General features: G+C 35.3%; 21 protein-coding genes, 1 tRNA gene and 2 riboswitches. All 22 genes read left to right on the forward strand.

Features of this window, described 5'->3' with window-relative positions; genetic code table 11:
• Window positions 1-7: 7 nt before the first annotated feature.
• The 22 genes from groL (at window position 8) to TETH514_RS02675 (ending at window position 25,939) form a co-directional block, all read left to right on the forward strand.
• Window positions 8-1,633 carry a chaperonin GroEL gene (gene groL / locus TETH514_RS02570; RefSeq protein ID WP_003866816.1) on the forward strand — a complete coding sequence of 542 codons (1,626 nt, stop codon included), beginning with the start codon at window positions 8-10 and terminating at the stop codon, window positions 1,631-1,633.
• Window positions 1,634-1,725: 92 nt separating this feature from the next.
• Window positions 1,726-1,802 (forward strand) — tRNA-Arg (locus tag TETH514_RS02575).
• A gap of 155 nt (window positions 1,803-1,957) precedes the next feature.
• A riboswitch (purine riboswitch) is annotated at window positions 1,958-2,059 on the forward strand.
• 136 nt (window positions 2,060-2,195) lie between these two features.
• Window positions 2,196-3,650, forward strand: coding sequence for an IMP dehydrogenase (gene guaB, locus TETH514_RS02580; protein ID WP_003866815.1), 1,455 nt, complete (start codon window positions 2,196-2,198; stop codon window positions 3,648-3,650).
• 13 nt (window positions 3,651-3,663) lie between these two features.
• Window positions 3,664-5,202 carry a glutamine-hydrolyzing GMP synthase gene (gene guaA / locus TETH514_RS02585; protein ID WP_003866814.1) on the forward strand — a complete coding sequence of 513 codons (1,539 nt, stop codon included), beginning with the start codon at window positions 3,664-3,666 and terminating at the stop codon, window positions 5,200-5,202.
• A gap of 85 nt (window positions 5,203-5,287) precedes the next feature.
• Window positions 5,288-5,389, forward strand: a riboswitch (purine riboswitch).
• A gap of 186 nt (window positions 5,390-5,575) precedes the next feature.
• Complete coding sequence (locus TETH514_RS02590; RefSeq protein ID WP_003866813.1) at window positions 5,576-6,958, forward strand: NCS2 family permease; 1,383 nt, start codon at window positions 5,576-5,578, stop codon at window positions 6,956-6,958.
• Window positions 6,959-7,018: 60 nt separating this feature from the next.
• On the forward strand, window positions 7,019-7,480 hold the full coding sequence (gene purE / locus TETH514_RS02595) for a 5-(carboxyamino)imidazole ribonucleotide mutase (RefSeq protein WP_009051717.1): 462 nt from the start codon (window positions 7,019-7,021) through the stop codon (window positions 7,478-7,480).
• Between the two features lie 19 nt (window positions 7,481-7,499).
• Complete coding sequence (gene purC / locus TETH514_RS02600; protein ID WP_003866811.1) at window positions 7,500-8,207, forward strand: phosphoribosylaminoimidazolesuccinocarboxamide synthase; 708 nt, start codon at window positions 7,500-7,502, stop codon at window positions 8,205-8,207.
• Between the two features lies 1 nt (window position 8,208).
• Window positions 8,209-8,457 (forward strand): phosphoribosylformylglycinamidine synthase subunit PurS, encoded by a 249-nt coding sequence (purS, locus tag TETH514_RS02605; RefSeq protein ID WP_003866810.1) that lies wholly within the window; start codon window positions 8,209-8,211, stop codon window positions 8,455-8,457.
• A gap of 2 nt (window positions 8,458-8,459) precedes the next feature.
• Window positions 8,460-9,134 (forward strand): phosphoribosylformylglycinamidine synthase subunit PurQ, encoded by a 675-nt coding sequence (gene purQ / locus TETH514_RS02610; RefSeq protein WP_003866809.1) that lies wholly within the window; start codon window positions 8,460-8,462, stop codon window positions 9,132-9,134.
• A gap of 2 nt (window positions 9,135-9,136) precedes the next feature.
• Window positions 9,137-11,338: a phosphoribosylformylglycinamidine synthase subunit PurL gene (purL, locus tag TETH514_RS02615; RefSeq protein WP_009051716.1), complete on the forward strand. Its 2,202-nt coding sequence runs from the start codon at window positions 9,137-9,139 to the stop codon at window positions 11,336-11,338.
• Entirely contained in the window at window positions 11,317-12,714 is a 1,398-nt protein-coding gene (gene purF, locus TETH514_RS02620; RefSeq protein WP_009051715.1) for an amidophosphoribosyltransferase, read from the forward strand. The genes purL and purF overlap by 22 nt, the downstream gene beginning before the upstream one ends.
• Window positions 12,715-12,731: 17 nt before the next feature.
• Window positions 12,732-13,742: a phosphoribosylformylglycinamidine cyclo-ligase gene (gene purM, locus TETH514_RS02625; protein ID WP_009051714.1), complete on the forward strand. Its 1,011-nt coding sequence runs from the start codon at window positions 12,732-12,734 to the stop codon at window positions 13,740-13,742.
• Window positions 13,739-14,353 carry a phosphoribosylglycinamide formyltransferase gene (purN, locus tag TETH514_RS02630; protein WP_003866805.1) on the forward strand — a complete coding sequence of 205 codons (615 nt, stop codon included), beginning with the start codon at window positions 13,739-13,741 and terminating at the stop codon, window positions 14,351-14,353. The genes purM and purN overlap by 4 nt, the downstream gene beginning before the upstream one ends.
• A gap of 35 nt (window positions 14,354-14,388) precedes the next feature.
• Window positions 14,389-15,915 (forward strand): bifunctional phosphoribosylaminoimidazolecarboxamide formyltransferase/IMP cyclohydrolase, encoded by a 1,527-nt coding sequence (purH, locus tag TETH514_RS02635; protein ID WP_009051713.1) that lies wholly within the window; start codon window positions 14,389-14,391, stop codon window positions 15,913-15,915.
• A gap of 12 nt (window positions 15,916-15,927) precedes the next feature.
• Window positions 15,928-17,187, forward strand: coding sequence for a phosphoribosylamine--glycine ligase (purD, locus tag TETH514_RS02640; RefSeq protein WP_003866803.1), 1,260 nt, complete (start codon window positions 15,928-15,930; stop codon window positions 17,185-17,187).
• Between the two features lie 241 nt (window positions 17,188-17,428).
• Entirely contained in the window at window positions 17,429-18,223 is a 795-nt protein-coding gene (gene murI / locus TETH514_RS02645) for a glutamate racemase (protein WP_009051712.1), read from the forward strand.
• 19 nt (window positions 18,224-18,242) lie between these two features.
• Window positions 18,243-19,415, forward strand: a complete 1,173-nt coding sequence (locus tag TETH514_RS02650) for a M20 family metallopeptidase (protein ID WP_009051711.1) — start codon at window positions 18,243-18,245, stop codon at window positions 19,413-19,415.
• 400 nt (window positions 19,416-19,815) lie between these two features.
• Window positions 19,816-21,372, forward strand: coding sequence for a stage V sporulation protein B (spoVB, locus tag TETH514_RS02655; RefSeq protein ID WP_003866799.1), 1,557 nt, complete (start codon window positions 19,816-19,818; stop codon window positions 21,370-21,372).
• A 72-nt stretch (window positions 21,373-21,444) separates the two neighbouring features.
• Entirely contained in the window at window positions 21,445-22,845 is a 1,401-nt protein-coding gene (gene hydG, locus TETH514_RS02660; RefSeq protein WP_003866798.1) for a [FeFe] hydrogenase H-cluster radical SAM maturase HydG, read from the forward strand.
• 407 nt (window positions 22,846-23,252) lie between these two features.
• A complete protein-coding gene (locus TETH514_RS02665; RefSeq protein ID WP_009051710.1) occupies window positions 23,253-25,331 on the forward strand; it encodes a BglG family transcription antiterminator in 2,079 nt (692 codons plus the stop codon).
• Window positions 25,332-25,344: 13 nt separating this feature from the next.
• Window positions 25,345-25,590 carry a hypothetical protein gene (locus TETH514_RS02670; RefSeq protein WP_003866796.1) on the forward strand — a complete coding sequence of 82 codons (246 nt, stop codon included), beginning with the start codon at window positions 25,345-25,347 and terminating at the stop codon, window positions 25,588-25,590.
• Window positions 25,591-25,612: 22 nt separating this feature from the next.
• Window positions 25,613-25,939, forward strand: coding sequence for a PTS sugar transporter subunit IIB (locus TETH514_RS02675; RefSeq protein ID WP_003870491.1), 327 nt, complete (start codon window positions 25,613-25,615; stop codon window positions 25,937-25,939).
• Window positions 25,940-25,942 lie beyond the last annotated feature (3 nt).

Genomic DNA, 25,942 nt, shown 5'->3' on the forward strand with positions numbered 1-25,942 from the left:
GTTGAAAATGGCAAAACAAATCAAATATGGAGAGGAAGCAAGAAGAGCATTAGAAAGAGGAGTTAATGCAGTTGCGGATACTGTAAAAGTTACATTAGGGCCAAGGGGTCGTAATGTAGTATTGGACAAAAAATATGGTTCACCTACGGTTACAAATGACGGTGTTACTATTGCAAGAGAGATTGAATTAGAGGATCCATTTGAAAATCAAGGCGCACAACTTTTGAAGGAAGTAGCTACAAAAACTAATGATGTCGCAGGTGATGGTACAACGACTGCAACGCTTTTAGCTCAAGCAATGGTTCGTGAGGGACTCAAAAACCTCGCAGCAGGAGCTAACCCAATGCTTTTAAGAAGAGGTATTGCGAAGGCTGTAGATGCTGCAGTTGAGGGGTTAAAGAGGATATCTAAACCTATTGATAATAAAGAATCAATTGCCCATGTTGCTTCTATCTCTGCTGCTGATGAAGAAATAGGTAATCTCATTGCAGAAGCAATGGACAAAGTAGGTAAAGATGGAGTTATAACGGTTGAAGAATCAAAGACTTTAGGTACAACCCTTGAGGTTGTTGAAGGAATGCAATTTGACAGAGGATATATTTCTCCATACATGGTAACTGATGCTGAAAAAATGGAAGCAGTATTAGAGGAGCCTGTTATACTCATAACAGATAAGAAACTTTCAAATATCCAAGACTTGTTGCCACTCTTGGAGCAAGTAGTGCAACACGGTAAGAAACTTCTTATCATAGCTGATGATGTAGAAGGAGAAGCATTGGCAACATTAGTTGTTAACAAATTAAGAGGTACATTTACGTGTGTAGCAGTAAAAGCTCCTGGCTTTGGTGACAGAAGAAAAGAAATGTTACAAGATATAGCAATACTGACAGGTGGTCAAGTAATTTCAGAAGAGTTAGGTTATGACTTAAAAGATGTGAGATTAGATATGCTTGGCCGCGCAAGACAAGTAAAAGTTACAAAAGAGAATACCACAATTGTAGGCGGAGCAGGCGATGCTGCAGAAATTAAGAAGAGAGTAAATCAAATTAAGGCTCAAATTGAGGAAACTACCTCTGATTATGATAGAGAAAAATTACAAGAAAGACTGGCAAAATTGGCCGGTGGCGTAGCTGTCATTCAAGCTGGTGCTGCAACTGAGACAGAGCTTAAAGAAAAGAAACACAGAATTGAAGACGCATTGGCGGCTACAAAAGCAGCAGTGGAGGAAGGTATAGTACCTGGTGGCGGTATTGCACTTCTCAATGTAATAGAAGATGTGCAAAAAGTAGTTGATTCCTTAGATGGCGACTTCAAGACAGGTGCGAAGATAGTTTTAAGAGCATTAGAAGAACCCGTAAGACAAATTGCAGCAAATGCTGGTGTTGACGGTTCTGTAATAGTAGAAAAAATAAAAGCTGCTAAAGATCCAAACTTCGGATATGATGCTTACAAGGAAGAATTTACAGACATGTTCAAAGCAGGTATCGTAGACCCAACAAAGGTTACAAGGACAGCTTTGCAAAATGCTGCATCAATTGCTTCAATGATACTTACGACAGAAGCAGTAGTGGTAGATGTACCAGAGAAGAATACAGCAATGCCTAATCCAGGAGCAGGAATGGATATGATGTGATAAAAAGGGCTGAGCGAAAGCTTAGCCCTTTTTAAGTTTTGGCCTTGACAGCTTTTAAATTGTCTGATAAAATACTCATGTAACATTTTTAGGCGCCCGTAGCTCAGCAGGATAGAGCAGCAGTTTCCTAAACTGCGTGCCGGAGGTTCGAGTCCTCTCGGGCGCACCATTGCCATAGAAATTAGTAATAGGCAGGATTCTGACTATTTTATAGTTGGAATCCTTTTTTACTTTATATGAAAGATTAGGTTTTGCAGTTTTTGTACTGTTGACATAGACATGTAAATTTGATATATTGAATAATAACTTATTCATTAACAAGTTAATAGTTTTATTAGAGGAACTCATATAATCCCGTGAATATGGCACGGGAGTTTCTACAAAGCAGCCGTAAACTGCTTTACTATGGGTGGAATTTGTTGTTGCCTTTTTGGCCTGAGGAAATTCTGCCCTCAGGCTTTTAATTTATAAAGGACTATAAGTTAATTGTGTAAATTGTATGACGTTCAAAAAGATTTTGCTAATAATATGTTATAATAAAACTAAAAAGGGAGATGTAAGTATGGAGGAAAAGTTTGTTAAAGAAGGTTTAACTTTTGACGATGTTCTTTTAATTCCTGCTAAATCCGATGTGCTTCCTAAGGATGTAGATTTAAAGACAAAGCTTACTAAAAAAATTACTTTAAACATTCCTTTAATGAGTGCTGGAATGGACACTGTTACAGAATCCAAACTTGCGATTGCTATAGCAAGGGAAGGCGGCATAGGTGTAATTCACAAAAACATGTCTATTGAAAGACAAGCTTTAGAAGTTGACAAAGTCAAAAGGTCAGAGCATGGTGTCATAACGGACCCTTTCTCTCTTACTCCTGACCATACTATTAAAGATGCAGCTGAACTTATGGCAAGGTATAAAATATCTGGAGTACCTATCACTGTTGATTCGAAACTTGTAGGAATAATCACTAATCGCGATATAAGATTTGAAGATGATTTGGATAAACCTATAAGAGAAGTTATGACAAAAGACAATTTGGTAACTGCTCCTCCTGGAACCACTTTAGAGGAAGCAAGACAGATACTAAAAAAACATAAAATAGAAAAATTGCCGTTAGTAGATGAAAACAACGTTTTAAAAGGGCTCATAACCATAAAAGATATAGAAAAAGCAGTTGAGTTTCCTAATGCGGCAAAGGACAGCAAGGGAAGACTTTTAGTGGCTGCTGCTGTCGGTGTTGGGAAAGACATGATGGATAGAGTCAAAGCATTAGTAGAAGCAGGTGTAGACGCTATCGTGATAGATACAGCTCACGGTCATTCTAAAGGAGTTTTGGAGGCTGTCTCTAAGATAAAAGAAAAATATCCAGACCTGCAGCTGATAGCAGGAAATGTAGCTACGGCTGAAGCCACAAGAGACTTAATAGAGAGAGGGGCAGATTGTGTAAAAGTTGGTATTGGCCCAGGGTCAATCTGTACTACGAGAGTGATCGCTGGAGTAGGAGTTCCTCAAATTACTGCTATTTACGATTGTGCTCAAGAAGCGGACAAGTATGGGATACCTATAATTGCAGATGGAGGGATTAAGTATTCGGGGGACATCGTAAAAGCCATTGCGGCGGGAGCTTCTGTAGTTATGCTGGGAAGCCTTTTTGCAGGAACAGAAGAAAGTCCCGGAGAAATAGAGATATATCAAGGAAGAAGCTATAAGGTCTATAGAGGCATGGGTTCTTTAGGAGCAATGAAAGAAGGAAGCTCAGATAGGTATTTCCAAGAAGATGTCACAAAGTTTGTACCAGAAGGGGTAGAAGGAAGGGTACCTTATAAAGGACCTTTAAAAGAGACAGTGTATCAATTAGTTGGTGGTTTAAGAGCAGGAATGGGATATTGTGGTGTTCGCAATATTGAAGAACTTAGGACAAAAACAAAATTTATAAAAATAACGCAGGCAGGATTAACTGAAAGTCATCCTCATGATATAATTATTACAAAGGAAGCTCCTAATTATAATTTGAGATAAGAGGAGGATTTTAATGGGGATTAAACGGGAAGTAGTGTTAGTTTTAGACTTTGGAGGCCAATACACACAATTAATTGCGAGAAGAATAAGAGAAGCAAATGTCTTTTGCGAGATTGTTCCTTACAATATTTCTCCAGAGGAGATACGAAAAAAAGAGCCAAAGGGAATTGTGCTTTCTGGAGGACCTGCCAGTGTATATGCAAAAAATGCTCCTAAATGCGATAAGGAAATTTTTGAGTTAGGCTATCCTGTATTAGGTATATGTTATGGTGCACAACTTATGACAGAGCTTTTAGGCGGAAAAGTTGCGCCAGCACCTGTGAAGGAATATGGCAAGACAGAAATTGTCTTAAATAATACTATTCCTTTGTTTAAAGGGATAGAAAGAGACACTGTTGTTTGGATGAGCCATACTGACCACATAGAACTTCCTCCTCCAGATTTTAAGGTAGTAGCCTCTACTGACAATTGTCCTATCGCAGCGATTGCGAATGTAGAAAAGAAATTGTATGCGGTTCAATTCCATCCTGAAGTTTCACACACTCATAGAGGAACAGAGATTATAAGAAATTTCCTTTTTGAAGTATGTGATTGCGCGGCAGATTGGACAATGGATTCTTTGATTGAGCAGACAGTAAAGGAAATAAAAGCGAAAGTAGGAAAACACAAAGCTGTATGTGCTCTGTCTGGTGGTGTAGATTCTTCAGTGGCTGCTGTTTTAGTAGACAGAGCCATTCACGACCAATTGGTGTGCATTTTTGTTGATACAGGGCTTTTAAGGAAAAACGAAGGAGATATGGTTATTGAAACTTTTAGAAAAAATTATGACATGAACATAATCCGGGTAGATGCAAAGGATAGATTTTTGTCACGACTTAAGGGAGTTACGGATCCAGAAGAAAAGAGAAAAATTATTGGTAATGTTTTTATAGAAGTTTTTAAAGAAGAAGCTTTAAAGATAGGAGATGTGAAATTTTTGGTGCAGGGTACTTTGTATCCTGATGTAATAGAAAGTGGCAATGGCGTGTCTTCTACTATTAAAAGTCACCACAATGTTGGAGGTTTGCCTGAAGATATAGGTTTTGAACTTATTGAACCTTTGAGGATGCTTTTTAAAGACGAAGTAAGGCAAGTAGGTAAAGAATTAGGAATCCCTGAGGAAATATTGTATAGGCAGCCTTTCCCTGGACCAGGCCTTGCAGTCAGAATTCTTGGAGAAGTTACAGAAGAAAAGTTAGAAATTTTGAGACAAGCTGACAGCATAGTTCTAAGAGAGATGAAAAAATTTGGATGGTATAATAAAGTGTGGCAGTCATTTGCTGTATTGCCTGGAATAAAGAGCGTTGGTGTTATGGGTGATGAAAGGACATACGCTTATGCGATAATTTTGAGGGTAGTAGATAGCTACGACGGGATGACGGCGGATTGGACAAAGCTTCCTTATGAAATTTTAGAAAGTATATCTACTAGCATTACTAATGAAGTTCCAGGAGTAAATCGAGTGCTTTACGACATTACTTCTAAACCTCCTGCTACCATAGAATGGGAATAAAAATCCGAACATTATTTTAGTTTTTTATAAAAAAATTCGCAAATAAGGTTGACTAATATTAAAAAAGTTGATAAGATATAAGTGTGACAATTGAATAAAAAGCACTCATATAATCTCGAGAATATGGCTCGAGAGTCTCTACCGAACAACCGTAAATTGTTCGACTATGAGTGAAAGTGTACCTAGGGTTCCAGCCTATTTATAGGTGTTCGGACCGAGCGGTACAGGTATATTTTATATACCACACCTTAGGGACAAAAGCCCGGGAGGATAGGTTTCACTCGTGTTTAATTTGTGAAATCTATTCTTTGCGGGCTTATTTGTTTTAAATTCTTGTAGAAGTTGCAAAATAATATAGAACAGGAGGATTATGATGGAAAAGGTGAGTAAAGTGAGGAACAAAAATTCTTTAGAAAATCTAGCAAATAGGATATGGAGATTAGAAAACTATAATACCAATGTAAAAACAGAGATATTAGCTGGGATTACCACATTTATAACAATGGCTTATATTATGTTTGTGAATCCCATTATACTAAAAGAAGCAGGGATGGACGCAGGAGCGGTATTTGTAGCTACTTGTCTTTCAGCAGCTATTGGAACTTTCATGATGGCTTTTTATGCTAATTACCCATTTGCACAGGCTCCAGGTATGGGACTTAACGCTTTTTTTACCTATACTGTTGTTTTGACAATGGGTTATACCTGGCAACAGGCTTTGGCTGCAGTTTTCTTTTCAGGAATTATATTTATTTTGATTACTTTGTTTGGAATACGGGAAATGATTGTTGATGCTATACCTATGTCTTTAAAATATGCAGTAAGTGGAGGAATAGGTTTATTTATAGCTTTTATTGGACTTAAAAATGCTGGTATAATCGTGGCAAATCAAGCAACTTACATTGGATTTGGTGATTTGACTAATCCTGGGACACTTCTTGCCATTGCGGGTCTTTTTATAACAGCCATATTAATGTCGAGAAATATCAAAGGATCTATACTTCTTGGAATATTAATTACTACAGTATTGGGACTTTTTACTGGAATAGTGAAATTACCTTCTGATTTTAGTGTAATTAAAATGCCACCAAGTCTTGCACCAACATTTCTTAAACTTGATATAAAAGGGCTTTTGGGAATTGGTGAGAATATTGGCTTTATTTCTTTAGTTACAAGTGTGCTATATGTAGTGTTGTCGTTTGCTTTTGTAGATTTATTTGATACCATAGGGACCTTTATAGGAACAGGATCAAAAGCAGGAATGTTAGATGAAAATGGCAAAATGCCTAATATGAAAAAAGGACTAATGTCGGATGCTATTGCCACCACGATAGGGTCACTTTTAGGAACTTCTACTGTGACTACTTACGTTGAGAGTGCTGCAGGTATTGCAGAAGGTGGTAGAACGGGACTTACTGCTTTTGTGACAGGTATTTTGTTCTTGGTAGCATTGTTTTTCTCACCAATAGCTTTACTTGTTCCTACAGAGGCAACTGCTCCTGCTCTTATTATTGTTGGAGTTTTGATGATGGGTTCTATTAAGAAGATAAATTTTGAAGATTTTACAGAGGCTATGCCAGCTTTTCTTACTATAATTGCTATGCCTTTCACTTTTAGCATTGCCAATGGTATTGCTGCAGGTCTTATTGCATATCCTATTGTAAAAATTGCTTCAGGAAAAGCAAAAGAAATTCATCCAATGGTTTATTTTCTTGCAATTTTATTCATATTGAGATTTATAACTTTATCAGAGTGAAAATAAGACCCCAATTAGTACTTATCTAATTGGGGTCTTAAAAGAAAAGGGGGTATAAAAATGCCTAAGGTGGCTATAGTTGTTGGAAGTAAATCTGATTTGCCTGTAGTTGAAAGATGTACAAAAATTCTTGAAGAACTTGAAATTCCCTATGATGTTAAAGTGCTGTCTGCCCATAGAACTCCCTTTGAGACACAAGAGTTTGCTGTGAATGCAGATAAATATTATGATATAATCATTGCAGGTGCTGGAAAAGCTGCTCATCTGCCTGGTGTTATTGCTTCTTATACACTCTTGCCTGTTATTGGCCTTCCTATAAAATCTTCTACTTTAGATGGACTTGATTCCCTTTTGTCAATAGTCCAAATGCCTAAAGGTATTCCTGTTGCAACAGTGGCTATAGATGGAGCAGAAAATGCAGCACTTTTAGCTTGTCATATTCTCTCTTTGAAATATACTTATTTAAAGAAGACCTTAGCTGATTATAGGGAGAAAATGGCTGAAGAAGTGTTAAACAATTAAGAGATTGGAGGAGATAAATATGGAAAAAAGAGAATTGCTTTATGAAGGAAAAGCCAAAAAAGTTTATAAGACAGATGAAGAGAATTTGTATATCATCGAATACAAAGATGATGCAACTGCTTTTAATGGCTTAAAGAAAGGCACAATTGCCGAAAAAGGTATAGTAAATAACAAAGTTTCTGCAATTTTATTTGCATTATTAGATAAAAATAATGTACCCACTCATTATGTGAAAAGACTTAGTGATAGAGAAATGTTGGTTAAAAAAGTTGAGATTTTTCCTTTAGAAGTTATCGTGAGAAATTACGCAGCAGGAAGTATTTGTAAAAGATTAGGCCTTGAAGAAGGACTAAAGTTTAAAACGCCTGTGTTAGAATTCTCCTATAAAAATGACGAATTGAAAGACCCAATGATTAATGAATATCACATACAAGCTCTCGAATTAGCCACCAAAGAAGAGATTGAAATTATGACAGGAATGACGTTTAAAGTCAACGAAATTTTGTCAGAATATTTTTTATCTAAAGACATTATTTTGGTAGATTTTAAATTAGAATTTGGGAAAAGTAGTGAAGGAATATTATTAGCTGATGAAATTTCTCCTGATACTTGCAGATTTTGGGACAAAAACACTATGGAAAAACTTGATAAAGATAGATTTAGAAAAGATTTGGGCAAAGTAGAAGAAGCATATTTAGAAATTTTAAAAAGACTTGGAGGTATGTAAAGTGCTAATTGCAAAAGTCTATATAACTTTAAAAAAAGGAATACTTGACCCACAAGGAAAAGCAGTAAAGGGAGCTTTGTACTCATTAGGATACGAAGAAGTAAAAGAGGTACGGGTTGGGAAATATATAGAATTAACTTTTGAGGATGGCGATTTATCCCTCCTAAAGGACAAAGTAGATGAGATGTGCAAAAGGATACTGACAAACCCAATTATTGAAGATTACACCTTTGAAATTGTGGAGGGATAAAGATGAAATTTGCTGTTATAGTTTTTCCAGGGTCCAATTGCGATGTGGACTGCTATTATGCTGTTAAAGATGGGCTTGGGGAAGAAGTAGAATATGTATGGCATCAAGAAAAAAATTTGAGTAAGTACGATGTTATAATGTTACCAGGAGGATTTTCTTATGGTGATTATTTGAGGGCAGGAGCTATTGCTAGGTTTTCGCCTGTCATGGAGGCTGTCAGGGAAGAAGCAGAAAAAGGAAAATTTATTATAGGCATATGCAACGGATTTCAGATACTTACAGAAGCAGGGCTTTTGCCGGGAGCTTTGAGAAAAAATGAAGGTCTGAAATTTATTTGCAATACTGTCAGCATAATAGTTGAAAATGACAAAACTCCTTTTACTACAAGGCTTAAAAAAGGGCAGGAGATTTTACTTCCAATTGCTCATGGAGAAGGCAATTATTATGTAGATGACAAAACTTTAAAAGAACTAAAAGAAAACAATCAAATTGTTTTTAGGTACAAAGAAAATATCAACGGCTCTGTTGAGAGAATAGCCGGAGTTATAAATAAAAAAGGAAATGTTTTAGGAATGATGCCTCATCCAGAGAGAGCTTATGCCCCCTTGCTGGGTAATACTGACGGGCTTTATATCTTAGGGTCAATAATGGATAATTTTGTAAAAGGCGGGGTTTAAGGATGGATAAAATATGGAGAGAATTAGGACTTACTGATGAGGAGTATGAGAAGATTATTTCGATATTAGGAAGAGAGCCTAATATAACTGAAATAGGTATGTATAGTGTTATGTGGTCTGAACATTGTGCCTATAAAAATTCTAAACCTCTTTTAAAATATCTACCTACAAAAGGTGAAAGAGTAATACAAGGACCGGGAGAAAATGCAGGAGTATTGGATATTGGAGATAATTTGGCAGTTGTGATGAAGATAGAAAGCCATAACCACCCTTCTGCGATTGAACCCTATCAAGGAGCAGCCACAGGTGTCGGGGGAATAATAAGAGATATATTCACAATGGGGGCAAGGCCAATTGCTCTTTTAGATTCTTTGAGATTTGGAATTCCTGATGATAAAAGGACTAAATATCTCATCGAAAACGTAGTAGCCGGTATAGCGGATTATGGAAATTGCATAGGAATTCCTACAGTAGGTGGGGATACCTATTTTGAAGAAAGTTACAAAGGAAATCCTTTAGTAAATGCGATGTGTGTAGGAATAGTAGAAAAAGACAAGATAAAAAAAGGGATAGCAAAAGGTATAGGTAACCCTGTTATGATAGTAGGTGCTACTACGGGGAGAGACGGTATTGGAGGTGCAAGTTTTGCTTCTCAGGAATTAAGCGAGGAATCAGAAGAAAAAAGACCTTCTGTTCAGGTTGGCGACCCTTTTATGGAAAAACTGCTTTTGGAAGCATGTTTAGAACTTTTTGAAACAGATGCCGTAGTTGCTATACAAGATATGGGAGCGGCAGGTCTTACCTCTTCTTCTTGCGAGATGGCTTCCCGCGGTGGAGTTGGGATGGAAATTGACCTTGATAAAGTGCCTTTGAGAGAAAAGGGAATGACACCTTATGAAATAATGCTTTCTGAATCTCAAGAGAGGATGTTGGTTGTTGTAGAGAAAGGTAAGGAAGAAGATGTACAAAAGGTATTTAAAAAATGGGGACTGAATGCCGCCACAATAGGGAAAATCACTGATGATGGAATGATAAGAGTGATTAAAGAGGGAAAAATAGTTGCGGAAGTTCCAGCTAAGTCTTTAGCAGAGGATGCTCCACAATATATTAGAGAAGAAGAAGTGCCTAAATGGCAAGAAGATGTCAATAAGTTGAATATAAATGAAGTAAAACCTCCGGAGGATATGAATAAAGCTCTAAAAGATGTAATTTCTTCTTTAAACGTTGCAAGTAAAGAATGGATATACAGTCAATATGATTATATGGTGAGGACAGACACAGCAATAACTCCAGGAATGGATGCAGCTGTTGTGAGGATAAAAGGTACAAAAAAAGCTATTGCATTGACAACGGATTGCAATGGTAGATATTGTTATTTAGATCCCTATATAGGTTCTCAAATTGCTGTAGCAGAGGCAGCTCGAAATCTTTGCATGGTTGGTGCTAAGCCTATAGGGGTTACGGATTGTTTGAATTTTGGCAATCCGGAAAAGAAAGAAATATATTGGCAGTTAAAAAATTCTATATTTGGAATAGCTAAAGCCTGTGAAACACTTCAAATCCCTGTGGTAAGCGGAAATGTCAGTCTTTACAATGAAAATGAGGAAGGAGCCATTTATCCTACTCCTGTAATAGGAATGGCAGGCCTTATAGAGGATGTATCAAAAATTTGTACAATGGACTTTAAAAAAGAAAGAGATGTAATTATAATTTTAGGTGAGAATAAAGGAGAGATTGGAGGAAGTGAGTATCTTAAAGTTTGCTTTGGAATGGTAAAAGGGCAACCACCTCAAATAGACTTGGAAGAGGAAAAAAGATTGCAAGAATTGGTGTTAAAACTTATAGAGGAAGGTTTAATTAATTCTTCTCATGACATATCAGAGGGCGGTTTTGCGGCTGCTTTGGTTGAAAGTGCAATTTCAGGCAAAAAAGGTGCAAAAATTTCGCTACAAACTTCTCTTAGAGAGGATGTAGAGTTGTTCTCTGAATCTCCACCAAGAGCATTAATTACTGTAAGTCCTGAAAAAGTAGAGGAAGTATTAAAAATAGCTTATGAATACCAAGTTCCAGCTCAAAAGGTAGGAGTTGTAGAAGGCAAAAAGATTGCAATTGAGGTAAATGGTAAAAAAATAATAGACCTTCCTTTAGAAGTCTTAGAGGAAAGCTGGAGAGGGAGAATAAAATGGGAAATGGAGAGAAATTAAAAGAGGAATGTGGTGTTTTTGGTGCCTTTAGTTTGTCCACTTCAGTTACTTCTTATATCTATTATGGCTTACAAGCCTTGCAGCACAGAGGGCAGGAAAGTTCAGGTATAGCTATTTATGATGGCGAAAAAATAAATTGTATTAAGGGGTTGGGACTTGTCAGCGAGGTCTTTAATAAGGAAAATTTAAAGACATTAGAGGGAAAAATGGGGATAGGCCATGTAAGGTATTCTACTACAGGCAGCAATGACATTATAAATGCTCAACCCCTCGTTGCTAATTTTAAAAATGAATATATGGCTCTTGCCCATAATGGCAATTTGATAAACGCAAAAGAGTTAAGGGGGCAATTGGAGGAGGACGGTAGAATATTTCAAACTACAACAGATAGCGAAATAATTCTTCATTTAATTGCAAAAAATTTCCAAAAGGGCTTAATAGAAGCCCTCAAGGAAACAATAAAACAAATAAAAGGTTCATATGCTTTGGTGATTTTAGCAGCCAATAAATTAATAGGGATAAGAGATGTAAACAGTATAAGGCCTCTTTGTATAGGTAAAAAAGATGACACTTATTTCTTATCTTCTGAGTCTTGTGCCTTTGACGTAATAGGAGCAGAGTTGATACGAGATGTAGAAGCAGGAGAAATAGTTATAATTGATGGAAAAGGAATAGATTCTGTTAAGTTAGAAGTAGAAGAAAAAAAGATGCCTTGTGTTTTTGAATATATCTATTTTGCTAGACCTGACAGTGTCATAGATGAAAAAAGTGTTTATTTTACACGATTAGAGATGGGGAAAAGATTAGCTGAAGAAGCACCTGTAGATGCAGACTTGGTAGTACCAGTTCCAGATTCAGGTGTTGCTGCTGCAAGAGGTTATTCTCTCAAAACAGGTATACCAATGGGGGAAGGACTTATAAAAAATAAATACATTGGAAGAACTTTTATTGCTCCTGACCAAAGGGATAGAGAGACAGGGGTGAGAATAAAGTTAAATGTTTTAAAAGAATTGATACAAGGCAAAAGGATAGTTTTAATAGATGATTCAATTGTTAGAGGTACTACTATGAAGAGATTGGTGAATCTATTAAAAAATGGGGGAGCAAAAGAGGTTCATGTGAGGATAAGTTCACCTCCTGTTAAATATTCCTGCTACTTTGGAATTGATACCCCGACAAAAAAAGAATTGATAGCGGCGAGGATGTCTGTTGAAGAGATATGCAAAGTAATAGGGGCTGACAGCTTACAGTTTTTAAGCATTGAAGGGCTTATAAAAAGTGTAGGGTTTAAATCTATTTGCACAGGTTGCTTTGATGACGACTATCCTATGTATGTTCCAAAAGAAGGGAGTAAGTATCTTTTTGAGAAAAAATAAAAAGTAGGTGTATAATTATGAATTATAAAGATGCTGGGGTAAATATAGATGAAGGCAATAAACTGGTGAAAATGATAAAACCTATTGCAAAAACGACTTTGACAGCCAATGTTTTAGAAGGCATTGGGGGATTTGCGGGGCTTTTCGAGATAAAAAATTATAAAAATCCTGTGCTTATATCCAGCACTGATGGAGTTGGGACAAAACTTAAAATAGCCTTTATGATGGACAAACACGATACTGTAGGGATAGACCTTGTAGCTATGTGTGTAAATGACGTTATTGTAACTGGGGCTAAGCCTTTGTTTTTTCTTGACTATTTTGCTACAGGAAAGTTAAAAAGTGAGACTGCAGTAGAAGTAATCAAAGGAATAGCAGAGGGTTGTAAAATAGCCGGGTGTGCTTTGATAGGAGGAGAAACAGCAGAACTTCCAGGTTTTTATAAAGAAGGAGAGTATGATTTAGCAGGCTTTTGTGTAGGAATTGTAGAAAAAGAAGAGCTGATTGATACAAAATCAATAAAAAAAGGAGATGCCATAATTGGGCTTGCCTCTTCTGGAATTCACAGCAATGGCTATTCTTTAGTGAGGAAAGTCTTTTTTGAGAAAAACAATTTTTCAGTAAAAGACTTTATACCAGAGCTTGGCATGAATTTAGGAGATGCACTCCTTACCCCTACAAAAATATATGTCAAGTCAATAGAGGCTTTAAAAGAGTTAAAAATTAAAGGAATGGCTCATATTACCGGAGGAGGTTTTATTGACAATATTCCAAGAATACTAAGAAAAAGTATAGCTGCAAAAATAAATAAAGGAAGTTGGAAAATTCCAACCATTTTTAACTTGATTCAAAGATTGGGAGATATTGAAGAAAGAGAAATGTATCGCACTTTTAATATGGGGATTGGCATGGTAGTTATAGTAGACCCTTCTGATGTAGATAAGGCTTTAGAAAAATTAAATGGCATAGGTGAAAAAGCTTATGTAATAGGGGAGATAGTAGAAAGCGAAGGCGGTGTAATTTTATGAACCTTGTGGTGATGGCATCAGGTAACGGGACTGATTTGCAGTCAATAATTGATGCCATTGAAGAAGGATATATAAATGCCAGGATAATTGCCGTCATTAGCGATAAAAAAGGAGCTTATGCTCTTGAAAGGGCAAAAAAACACGGAATTGCTACTTACTGCCTTCCCAAAAAAGAATTGAAAGAAAATTTCCAAAGAGAGTTATTAAAACTTCTTGAAAAATTGAATCCGGATGGAATAATTCTTGCAGGTTTTTTGACAATTCTCAGTGGAGAAATTGTAGAAAGATTTGAAAACAAGATAATAAATATACATCCCTCACTTATCCCTGCCTTTTGTGGCAAAGGATTTTATGGAATGAAGGTACATCAGGCGGTCTATGAATACGGAGTAAAATACACCGGCTGTACTGTTCACTTTGTGGACAGTGGTGCTGATACCGGACCTATTATTCTTCAAGAAGTTGTGAAAATTGATGAAGAGGATACGCCAGAGGCCATTGCAAAAAAAGTACTGGAAGTAGAACACAAAGTTTTACCTTATGCAGTTAAGCTTTTTACAGAGGGGAAGTTAAAAGTCGAAGGTAGAAAAGTGAAAATATTAAAGTTTTAAAAGGGATTATAAAACTGTAAAAAGGAGGCAATTCTATGGCCAAAAAAGCGTTAATAAGTGTTTCAAAAAAAGAAGGCATAGTTGAATTTGCCAAAAAGCTTAATGAATTAGGATATGAAATAATATCAACAGGTGGGACTTATAATCTTCTTAAAGAAAATAGAGTAAATGTAGTAAAGGTATCAGACATAACAGGTTTCCCTGAAATTATGGACGGGAGAGTAAAGACGCTTCACCCTAAAATTCATGGAGGGCTTCTTGCAATAAGAGACAATGAAGAGCACATTAAAGCTCTTAAAGAACATGGCATTGAACCAATAGATATAGTTGTCATAAATTTATATCCTTTTAAAGAAACAATCCTCAAAGAAAATGTGACTTTAGAAGAAGCGATAGAAAATATAGACATTGGCGGTCCTTCAATGATAAGGGCTGCAGCTAAAAACTACAAATATGTAACTATTCTTGTAGATCCAAAGGATTATGATACAGTCATTGAAGAAATAAAACAATATGGCAATACAAAAGAAGAGACGAGATTTTATCTGGCAGCAAAAGCTTTTGGCCATACAGCCCTTTACGATTCTTTGATATACAATTATTTGATACAAAAAAATAACATAGAGTTTCCCGAAGTTATGGCCTTTGCCTATGAAAAAGCTCAAGACATGAGATATGGTGAAAATCCTCATCAAAAGGCGGCTTTTTACAAAAATCCCATAAAAGCCTATGGCATTGCAGAATGTGAGCAGCTGCACGGTAAAGAGCTCTCTTTTAACAATATAAACGATGCAAATGCCGCAATAGAACTTTTAAGAGAGTTTAAAGAGCCTGCAGCAGTTGCCGTAAAGCACACAAATCCTTGTGGAGTAGCTATTGCAGATAATATATACAATGCTTACTTAAAAGCTTATGAGAGTGACCCTGTTTCTATTTTTGGGGGAATTGTAGCATTAAATAGAACTGTAGATGTTAAAACAGCTGAAGAACTTATAAAAATATTCTTAGAAATAGTAATTGCTCCAGACTTTGAAGAAGAGGCCTTTGAGATTTTAAAGAAAAAGAAAAACTTAAGGATATTGAGGTTAAAAGAAGGATATGAAAAAGAATATGATTTAAAGAAAGTAGAAGGCGGACTTTTAGTACAAGAAAAAGATGAAATAGATTTAGATGAGAATAATTTGAAAGTAGTTACTAAAAAAGCACCTACGCAAAAAGAGATGGAAGATTTAAGGTTTGCCTGGAAGGTAGTAAAGCACGTAAAATCTAATGCGATTGTTTTAGCAAAAGATGGAGCTACAGTAGGTATTGGCGTTGGACAAGTCAACAGAATATGGCCAACAGAGCAAGCAATCAAACAAGCAGGTAGCAAAGCAAAAGGAAGTGTCCTTGCATCAGATGCCTTTTTCCCATTTCCAGATGTTGTGGAAGCAGCTGTAAAAGGCGGTATAACTGCCATAATCCAACCAGGCGGCTCACAAAACGATGCTTTATCAATTGAAGCTGCAGATAAAGGCGGCGTATCAATGATATTCACAGGCATAAGGCATTTTAAACATTGAGGAGGAATTTGTATGAAGGTTTTAGTCATAGGGGGAGGGGGAAGAGAACATGCAATTGTTCACAAACTTTCACAAAGTCCTAAAGTGGATAAAATCTACTGTGCTCCTGGTAATGCTGGCATAGGGCTTTTAGCAGAATGTGTTGACATAAAAATTGGAGATATTGAAAAGCTTAAAGAATTTGCCATAAAAAATAACATTGATTTAACAGTTGTAGGACCTGAGATGCCATTGGTACAAGGTATTGTGGATGAATTTGAAAAAGCAGGGCTTAAAATCTTTGGGCCTAATAAAAATGCTGCGGCTATTGAGGGAAGCAAATATTTTACTAAACATCTTCTTTCTAAATACAATATTCCTACTGGAAGGTTTAAAGCCTTTGACAAGTATCAGGAGGCTATGAAGTTTTTAAAAGAGACATGGTATCCTGTTGTGATGAAAGCAGATGGACTGGCACAAGGTAAAGGAGTGTTTATTGTAAAAGACTTTATAGAGGCAAAAGAAGCTCTTGATTTAATGATGAAAAAAAGGATTTTTGGTGCATCAGGAGATATCGTAATAATAGAAGAGATGCTTTTTGGAAAAGAAGCGTCAGTATTCGCATTTACAGATGGAGAAAATATTTTACCTATGGTTTCTGCTATGGATTACAAAAAGGTCTATGAAGGAGACAAAGGTCCTAACACTGGAGGTATGGGAAGCATTGCACCAAATCCTTATCTTGAAAAAGAAACTTTAAAAGAAGTGATGGAAAGTATTTTAAAACCAGTGGTAAAGGCACTTCAAAAAGAAGGCATTGTATATAAAGGAGTGTTATACGCAGGTTTAATGCTTACAAAAGAAGGGCCTAAGGTTTTAGAATTTAATGCAAGATTTGGAGACCCTGAAACACAAGTTGTACTGCCCCTTTTAAAAACAGACCTTATTAATATAATAGAAGCTACCATAGAAGGAAAACTTGATAAAATACAAATTGAATGGGAAGACAAAAAGGCTGTATGTGCCGTTGCGGTATCAAACGGTTACCCAGGGGAATATCAGACTGGTTTTGAGATAACAGGGTTAGAGAAAGTAAAAGAAGCCTTTGTATACCACGCAGGAACGGCATTAAAAGATGGTAAAATTGTCACATCAGGAGGAAGAGTGCTTGCTGTTACCACAATAGGGGATTCATATGAAGAAGCGAGAGAGAAAGTTTATAGAGAAATTGAAAAAATAAGCTTTGAAGGGATGTACTATAGAAAAGATATTGCTTTGGTAAGCCAGGTGTAAACCTGGCATTTTTAATTGGCTAAAATTATGGTATAATATCTTCTAACGTGTGTCTTATAATTTTTAAAATGAGGGGAGTATGTGTACAATCAAGACAAAACTTTGTCACTTCTTTGTGAAATGACTGGAAAAAAAGATTATTTTTCAATTTTGTACAGAAAATAAGTAATGAATTATGATATAAATAACTACCATGGTGTATATAATTAATTGACTTAAATTTTTATTAGGATGTGATGAAATGGACTTACGACCAATAGGCATTTTTGACTCCGGAGTGGGAGGACTTACAGTACTAAAAAGACTTGTTGAGGTTTTACCTGGAGAAGATTATATTTACTTTGGTGATACAAAAAGAGTTCCCTATGGCGATAGAAGTGAAGAAGAGATAAAAAAATTTGCAAAACAGATTTTAAATTTTATGAGAGAGCAAAAAGTAAAAGCTGTAGTAATAGCTTGTAATACTACTTGTGCAGTTATAAATAAAAGCGAATATGATGTAGTTCTTTTTGATGTTTTAAAAGCAGGGGCAGAGAGCGCTGCCCTATACACTATAAATAAAAAAATAGGTGTTATTGCAACTACAAGAACTGTTGAAAGCAAAAGCTATGAAAAGAATATAAAAATTATTGATAAAAATATTGAAGTTTACCAAAAGGCATGTCCTGAGTTTGTCCCACTTATTGAAAAAGGGCTATATAATTCGCCAATAGCCTATGAAACTGCTAGCAAGTGTTTAAAAGAATTGAAAGAAAAAGATATAGATACTCTTGTTTTAGGTTGTACCCATTATCCTTTAATGGCTTCAGTTATAGAAGAGATAATGGGGGAAAATGTAAAAATAGTAGACCCTGCAATTAAATTAGCCTATGATGTGAAAGATTATTTATTAAAGAAAGATTTATTAAATCCTCAAATCAGGGGTAAGGCGGAATTTTTTGTAAGTGGAGATAAAGATAATTTTATCAAAACGGCAGAAATGCTATTAGGCGAGAAAATTGAGAATGTTTTGCATGTAGACATAGAAAAATATTAAAAAACAGGTGGGATTTAGGATGGATATTCTCAAAGAAGCTGAAAAAGTAGAAAAAGAAGTAATAGAATTAAGGCGAAAAATACACATGTACCCTGAATTAGGTTTTGAAGAAACAAAAACTTCTGAAATTGTTTATGATTATTTAAAAAATTTAGGGATTGAAGTAAAGAGAATTGCTAAAACTGGCGTTGTGGGTACCCTTAAAGGCAATGGAAGCAAAACGATAGCTATAAGAGCAGATATGGACGCTCTTCCAATTCAAGAAGAAAATGATGTAGAATATGCATCGCAGATTCCAGGAAGAATGCATGCTTGTGGGCATGATGTTCATACAGCTATACTTCTTGGTACTGCTAAACTTTTGGCAAATATGAGAGATAAGTTAAAGGGAAATGTTAAGTTTATATTTCAACCAGCGGAAGAAACAACGGGGGGAGCTCTTCCGTTGATTGAAGAAGGGGTTTTAGAAAATCCTAAAGTTGATGCTATAATAGGACTACATGTAGACCCAGAACTTCAAGTTGGGCAAATAGGGATAACCTATGGAAAAGCCTATGCTTCATCAGATATGTTTGACATAATTGTAAAAGGCAAAAGCAGTCATGGGGCTGAGCCTCATAAATCGGTGGATTCCATAGTGATTGCTGCTAATATTGTAAATATGCTCCAAACTGTTGTTAGCAGAAAAGCTAATCCATTAAGCCCTCTAGTGCTAACTATTGGGACTATTGAAGGAGGATATGCACGAAATATAATAGCGAACAAAGTGAGGATGTCTGGAATTATAAGAATGATGGAAGAAGAAAAAAGAGACGAGATAGTTGAGATGGTGGAGAAGATTTGCGATAACACAGCAAAAGCTATGGGAGGAGAAGTAGAATTTAAAAGAACGATAGGGTATCCTTGCCTTGTAAATCACAAAGGTATGACAGACCTCATAAAAGAAACTGCTTTTCCTTTGCTAGGGGAAAGTAATGTAATAGAAGTGGCACCAACAATGGGAGTAGAAGATTTCGCTTATTTCTTGCAAAAAGTCCCTGGCAGTTTTTATAAATTAGGGTGTGGCAATAAAGAAAAAGGAATAGATAAACCTATACATAACAACCAATTTAATATCGATGAGGAGTGTATTAAAATTGGCCTTGCTGTACACGTCTCTACAGTTTTAAAATATTTAAACTCAAATGGTTAAAAAATTTTTTGAAGGATTAAAAAATATTTGGAAAAAATGGCGGGGATTTATTTATAAATATTCTTTTAAAACTTACGAAAAAGGTTTACTGCAGTTTTATTTATTTGCAGTGATTAATAATTTTACAAAACTGCAGGAAAAATTTCATGTAAAAAAATATTTAAATCAAATCTTGACATTTTTCATCAAATGATGCATAATATTTGTCGGAAGAGAGGTAATGTGAGTTTATCACCTCTGCCAATAGGTGAGAGGAAGCCTTAGGAATGTGTAAATCTTAACCCCCTCAATTTTATGTACTTAAAAATTTCTCCCCCTAATCCCCCTTTACTGCCGGCATACTGCCGGTTTTTTTCATATATAAAAAGCACTGCGAATAAACTATTGTGAGGTGTTGTTTATGCACAATAGGTCTTTTATTCGCGGTGCTTTTATATTAACTATTGCCAATATTATAGACAGAGGCATTGGATTTATCTTTAGAATAATTTTATCAAATATGTTAGGCCCGGAAGGTACGGGTATTTATCAATTAGTTCTTCCTATATATTTTGTTTCAATAACTTTTTTAACCTCTGGTACGATGGCTGTCACTTCTCGCTTTATTTCAGAAGAAAGAGCAAAAGGAAACAAAAAAAATATGTTTAAAATTTTAAAAATTACTTTTTTGATAGTATTGATAATTGCTTTTACTATTTCTTCGTTGCTATTTTTTAATACTAAGTACGTAGCTGAAAAGTTACTTCACGAACCAAGAGCACTTTTATCAATTCTCATTTTTGCACCGGTGCTTATCATTGTTGCTTCTTCATCAGTGTTTAAGGGATTTTTTCAAGGAGTTATAAATATGATACCTGCTTCAGTTTCAGAAATTGTTGAACAAATAGTACGGGTATCAACAACTTTATATTTAATACAGCTTTTTACAGGAGCTAAACTTGAATATTTAGTAGCGATAGCTATATTTGGCATATCTGTAGGTGAAATTGTCAGTTTTCTTATGTACATACTTTTTTACAAAAGGGAAGTAAAAATTATAAACAAAGAAATGCCTTATGATGGAAAGGAATGGGATACTTTTTCTATAGTAAAAACGATAGTGGTTACTTCCATACCTATAACTTTTTCAAAATTAATTGTAAATGTGTTGGATTTAGCGGAATCTTTAATAATTCCTTCAAGACTTGTTGTCTCAGGTCTCACTCACAGTGAAGCGATGTCTGAATTTGGCAAAATGTTAGGTATGGCAGTGCCTCTTGCATACATGCCAGCAGTTATAACTTCAAGTCTTTCCACTACTGTACTTCCTGCAGTTTCTGAAGCAGCTGCTCTAAAAAAGTGGGATACAGTAAGACTTAGGATTAACCAAGCAATTGGCTATACTACTTTAGTAGCTTTTCCTGCTATAATTTTATTTTTAGCTCTTCCTGAGCAAATTTCTCAGCTTTTGTATCCTTCTTCCCCAGGAGTAGGGGCTTTTGTGAGAGTGATTTCCATGGGAAGTATTTTCGCCTTTCTAGAAGCAGTAGTAGCGAGTATTCTCCATGGATTAGGAAAACAAACTGTAGTTTTAAAGAATTCCATAATATGGCTAGGAGTCTGTATTATAGGTATGTATTACTTAACCGCTATGCCACAACTTAGACTTTTTGGATATATATACAGCTTTATATTTGCCGATGCTCTTATTTTAATGCTAAATATGTTTGAGCTCATAAAAATGACAGGATTAAGAATAGACTATTTAAATTGGTTTATAAAACCGATAACAGCATCAACAATTATGGGAATAATTGTTATAATTATCCACAGTAAATTGTTGACAATTAATGTTAATATGTGGATAAATATTTTTTTATCAATTTTTACGGGAATTCTTGCCTATTTACTGCTTTGCTCTGCGCTGAAACTACCTTATATTGAGGATTTAAGAAAAATAATTTTGTTGAAAAATTAACAATAATAGTATATAATAAAAATAAAACTAAGCCCAAGGGGATTTTCCTGAGGGTAAGGGAGGAGATAAAATATGATAAAAGAAAAAGCAGATTTTATTGATGATGAAAAGATAAGACAGGATTTAGAAAAGGCTAAAAAAGCGACAATTAAATATGCATTAGAAATTATAGAGAAAGCTAAAAAGCTAAAAGGCATTACTCCTGAAGAAGCGGCGGTACTTTTAAATGTAGAAGATGAGGATTTGCTTAATGAGATGTTTAAAGTAGCAAGGTATATAAAAGAAGAAATATATGGAAATAGAATTGTGATATTTGCCCCCCTTTATGTAAGTAACTACTGTGTAAACAACTGTAGATATTGTGGTTACAGACATTCTAATGAGCAGGAAAGAAAAAAGCTTACAATGGAAGAAGTGAGAAGAGAAGTTGAGATTTTGGAAGAGATGGGACATAAGAGATTAGCAGTTGAAGCTGGAGAAGACCCTGTAAATTGCCCTATAGATTATATTATCGATGTAATAAAGACGATATACGATACAAAACTTAAAAACGGAAGCATAAGAAGGGTAAATGTCAATATAGCAGCGACTACTGTGGAAAATTACAAAAAACTTAAAGAAGTAGGAATAGGGACTTATATTTTATTCCAAGAAACTTACCATAGACCTACGTATGAATACATGCATCCACAAGGTCCAAAACACGATTACGACTACCATTTGACTGCTATGGATAGGGCTATGGAGGCAGGCATTGACGACGTAGGATTAGGGGTTTTGTATGGGCTTTATGATTACAAATACGAAACTGTTGCGATGCTTTATCATGCGAACCATTTAGAGGAGAAATTTGGAGTTGGGCCACATACTATTTCAGTACCGCGACTTAGACCAGCTCTTAACACTCCCATAGATAAATTCCCATATATTGTATCAGATAAAGACTTTAAAAAATTAGTAGCCGTCATAAGAATGGCAGTGCCCTATACAGGGATGATTTTGTCTACAAGAGAGAAGCCTAAATTTAGAGAAGAAGTAATAAGCATTGGCATTTCTCAGATTAGTGCAGGTTCTTGTACAGGAGTAGGTGGATATCATGAAGAGATATCCAAAAAAGGTGGTTCAAAGCCACAATTTGAGGTAGAAGACAAAAGAAGTCCTAATGAAATTTTGAGGACTTTGTGTGAACAAGGGTATCTCCCAAGTTATTGTACTGCCTGCTACAGAATGGGACGTACAGGAGACAGGTTTATGACCTTTGCGAAATCAGGGCAAATACACAACTTCTGTCTACCTAATGCGATACTAACCTTCAAAGAGTTTTTGATTGATTACGGGGATGAAAAAACTAAGGAAATTGGAGAAAAAGCTATAGCGGTAAATTTAGAGAAAATTCCATCAATAACTGTAAGGGAAGAGACAAAGAGAAGGCTTACAAGAATAGAAAATGGAGAAAGAGATCTTTTCTTTTAATATGCAAAATGCCAATAAAATAAAACTTATCAACAAACTTTCGTAAAGGAGATATTTTGCATAAGGAGCGACTTGTTACAAAGCGGTAACAAAACTTAGCAAGACCGAGGGTGGAGGCAGGGCCGAAGCCAAGGATGGCGGAGGCGGGCACCTTAAGGCATGGATGCCGATTGTGCCCGGTACCCTGCCGGAACCTGAAGGTCGAGCTTTAGTTTTGTCGCTTTGAAACATCGGAGCGACGATGTAAAATATCTCCTTTGTATATTTTTACAATTAAAAATATGACACAATGCTAATGCCAGATGATTTACATCTTTTCCTTGTTAATTTAGCGATTAGGTGTATAATATAGACGTAAAAAGAGATACTATTATTAAATTAATGTCACAGAAAAGTGATGATGTAAAATGAATAAATTGAGAGGGCGCCAACTGCAAATTTTAAGAAAAATACTGTCCTCTTCAAATACAAGAATGGAAGACATTATGAAAGAATTTGATGTAAGCAAAAGGACAGTATACAGAGAAATTGCTTCTATAAATGAATTTGTTAAAAATTACAATTCAAAAATTGTAAATAAGACTGATGGGTTGGTTATAGAAGGCAATGTTGCTGATATTGAGAAGCTAAAGCTGGATATAGTAGGATATCCTTCAGAGTTTGAAACAGAAGAGAGAAGAAAAATGATATTGTCAGAGCTTTTGCAGCTAAATGAGCCTGTTAAATTAGAGTATTTCAGCAAAAAATTTGGCGTCACCACTTCTACAATAAGTTATGACCTTAAAGAATTAGAAAAGTGGATTGAAAAACAAGGATTAACTTTAATAACAAAGCCAGGTTATGGCGTTTATATATCGGGAAGCGAAAACTCTTTTAGAAAAGCTATAGCTAACTTTTTGTATGAGAATTTTGATACTGCAGATTTGATTGATTTCTTAAAAACAGGATATCTCGCAAAAAACAATATTGAAAAAAACATAGATTTGAGGCTTTTAAACTTAATTGACTACGATACTGTCTTGAAAATAGAAAAGGCAATTTTAAAATTAAAATCGCAAATTGACTATGAAATTGTAGAGAGTTCTTATTTAGGCCTTGTCGTTCACCTTGCCTTAGCTATAAAAAGGCTTCAAAATGGTGAAACTATTGAAATGGGTGAAGACAATTTACAGGAACTTAAAAAAACTAATGAATACAAATTTGCTAAAAAGTTAGCTAAATATTTACAAGAAGAATTGGATATACCTATACCTGAAGATGAGATTGGCTATGTGACAATACACCTTATAGGTGCAAAGTACAGGTCAACTACTCAAAATTACAATGACAAAGACATAGAGATTATTGCCCGGGACATGATAAAAGAAGCAGAAAAAATTTTTGATGTCAGTTTTTCAGAAGATGAGTTTTTGGAAGATGGCTTAAAGAGTCATTTAGTTCCGGCGGTGTACAGATTGGAGATGGGACTTGATATAAGAAACCCTTTGTTGGAGGATATAAAAACAAAATATCCTTTGCTTTTTGAAAAAAGTAATAGAGTTTGCGATGTTTTGCGAAAAAAATTAAACATGGATATTCCAGAAGATGAAGTTGGATATATTGCTATGCATTTTGGTGCAGCTTTAGAGAGGAAAAAAGAGGCCGCCAAAAAGTACAACATAATGGTGGTATGTGCTAGTGGTATTGGAACCTCCAGAATGCTGATGTCAAAACTTCAGATGTTTCCACAAATAAACATAGTGGATGTTACCTCCAGCATAAAACTAAAAGATTTAAAAGGAAGAGATGATATAGACTTAATTGTTTCTACAATACCTCTTGACATAAAAGATAAAAAAGTCGTTGTAGTAAATCCTTTGCTTTTGAAGGAAGATGTAGAAAAGCTAAAGAAGGCCTTAAATACAGACTTTATTATGGAGTACGGAATAAAAAAAGAGGAGGAAGAAAATTACGAAAAAGAGGCCTTTCATATAGCTAATTATGGAAAGAGAATTTTAGAATTATGCGATTCTATAACCTATATGACTGTAACAGGTGAAAAGTCTACTCAAATAATAGAATATATTCTTAAGAATTTGATAGATAAAAATTTAATAAGTGAAAATCAAAAGGAGCAAATAAAAGAAAGACTTTTAAAAAGAGAAAGCTTAGGTAAAATAGTATTACCAAACAAAGGATTTGTCATATATCATTGCACAATTGAAAATATAGATTTTCCATTAGTAGTTGTAGGAAAAGTTATAGAGGAAGTAAAAATGAAAAATCTTGTAGGAGATTATGAAAAGATAAGGACAGCTTTTTTAATGGTAGCACCAGAAGGTGATAGAGAAGGAATTGAAGTTTTAGGAGATTTAAGCATGTCTTTAATTGAAAGAGAAGATTTGGTGAATACTCTTAACGAAGCACAGTCCCAAAAGGAGGTCAAAGAAAAAATAAAAGAAGTGTTATTGAAAAAATTTTATGAAGAAATAAAAAGGATAATTTAGGAGAGGATCAAAAATGTTTAGCATATCGAGAGTTCAAAGAAAAATATTTTATTTGCTTTTGGGGGTAGTATGGTTTTCTACAGGATTTTATGCCATGTTTCATGATAGCTTCCTTAATGGCTTAAAAATAATGGCTTTTGGAAGTGCCTTTATGTTAGTAGTGTTTGCAATACAGACTTATGTCATAAAAATGATACAACTTTATGATAGCAACCTACAAAAACAACATAAAAAGCTTAAAAAGAAAAAAATGAAATAATCTTTGAAAGGAGGTGTTAAAAATGGCAATAAGAGGAGTAATACTCTGCAGCTGGGGAGCAACTTCCAGTGCTCTTGCTAAAAAGGTAACAGATGAAGCTAAAAAGCAAGGATTGGATGTTGTGGTAGATGCTGGCGGTACAGGAGAGTTTAAAAAGAAGGCAGAGGAATACGATGTAGCATTATTAGAACCACAAGTAAGACATCTCAAAAAAGAAATTGAATCAATCGCTTCTAAATACAATATCCCTGTTGATATAGTCGACATGCAGGCCTTTGCTATGATGGATGGCAAAAAAATATTAAATCAAATAATTGAGCTTGCTAAAAAAAGTGGAAAAGAAGTTTAAGGA

It is taken from the genome of Thermoanaerobacter sp. X514, assembly GCF_000019065.1.
In the GTDB taxonomy this organism is placed as follows: Bacteria; Bacillota; Thermoanaerobacteria; order Thermoanaerobacterales; family Thermoanaerobacteraceae; genus Thermoanaerobacter; species Thermoanaerobacter pseudethanolicus.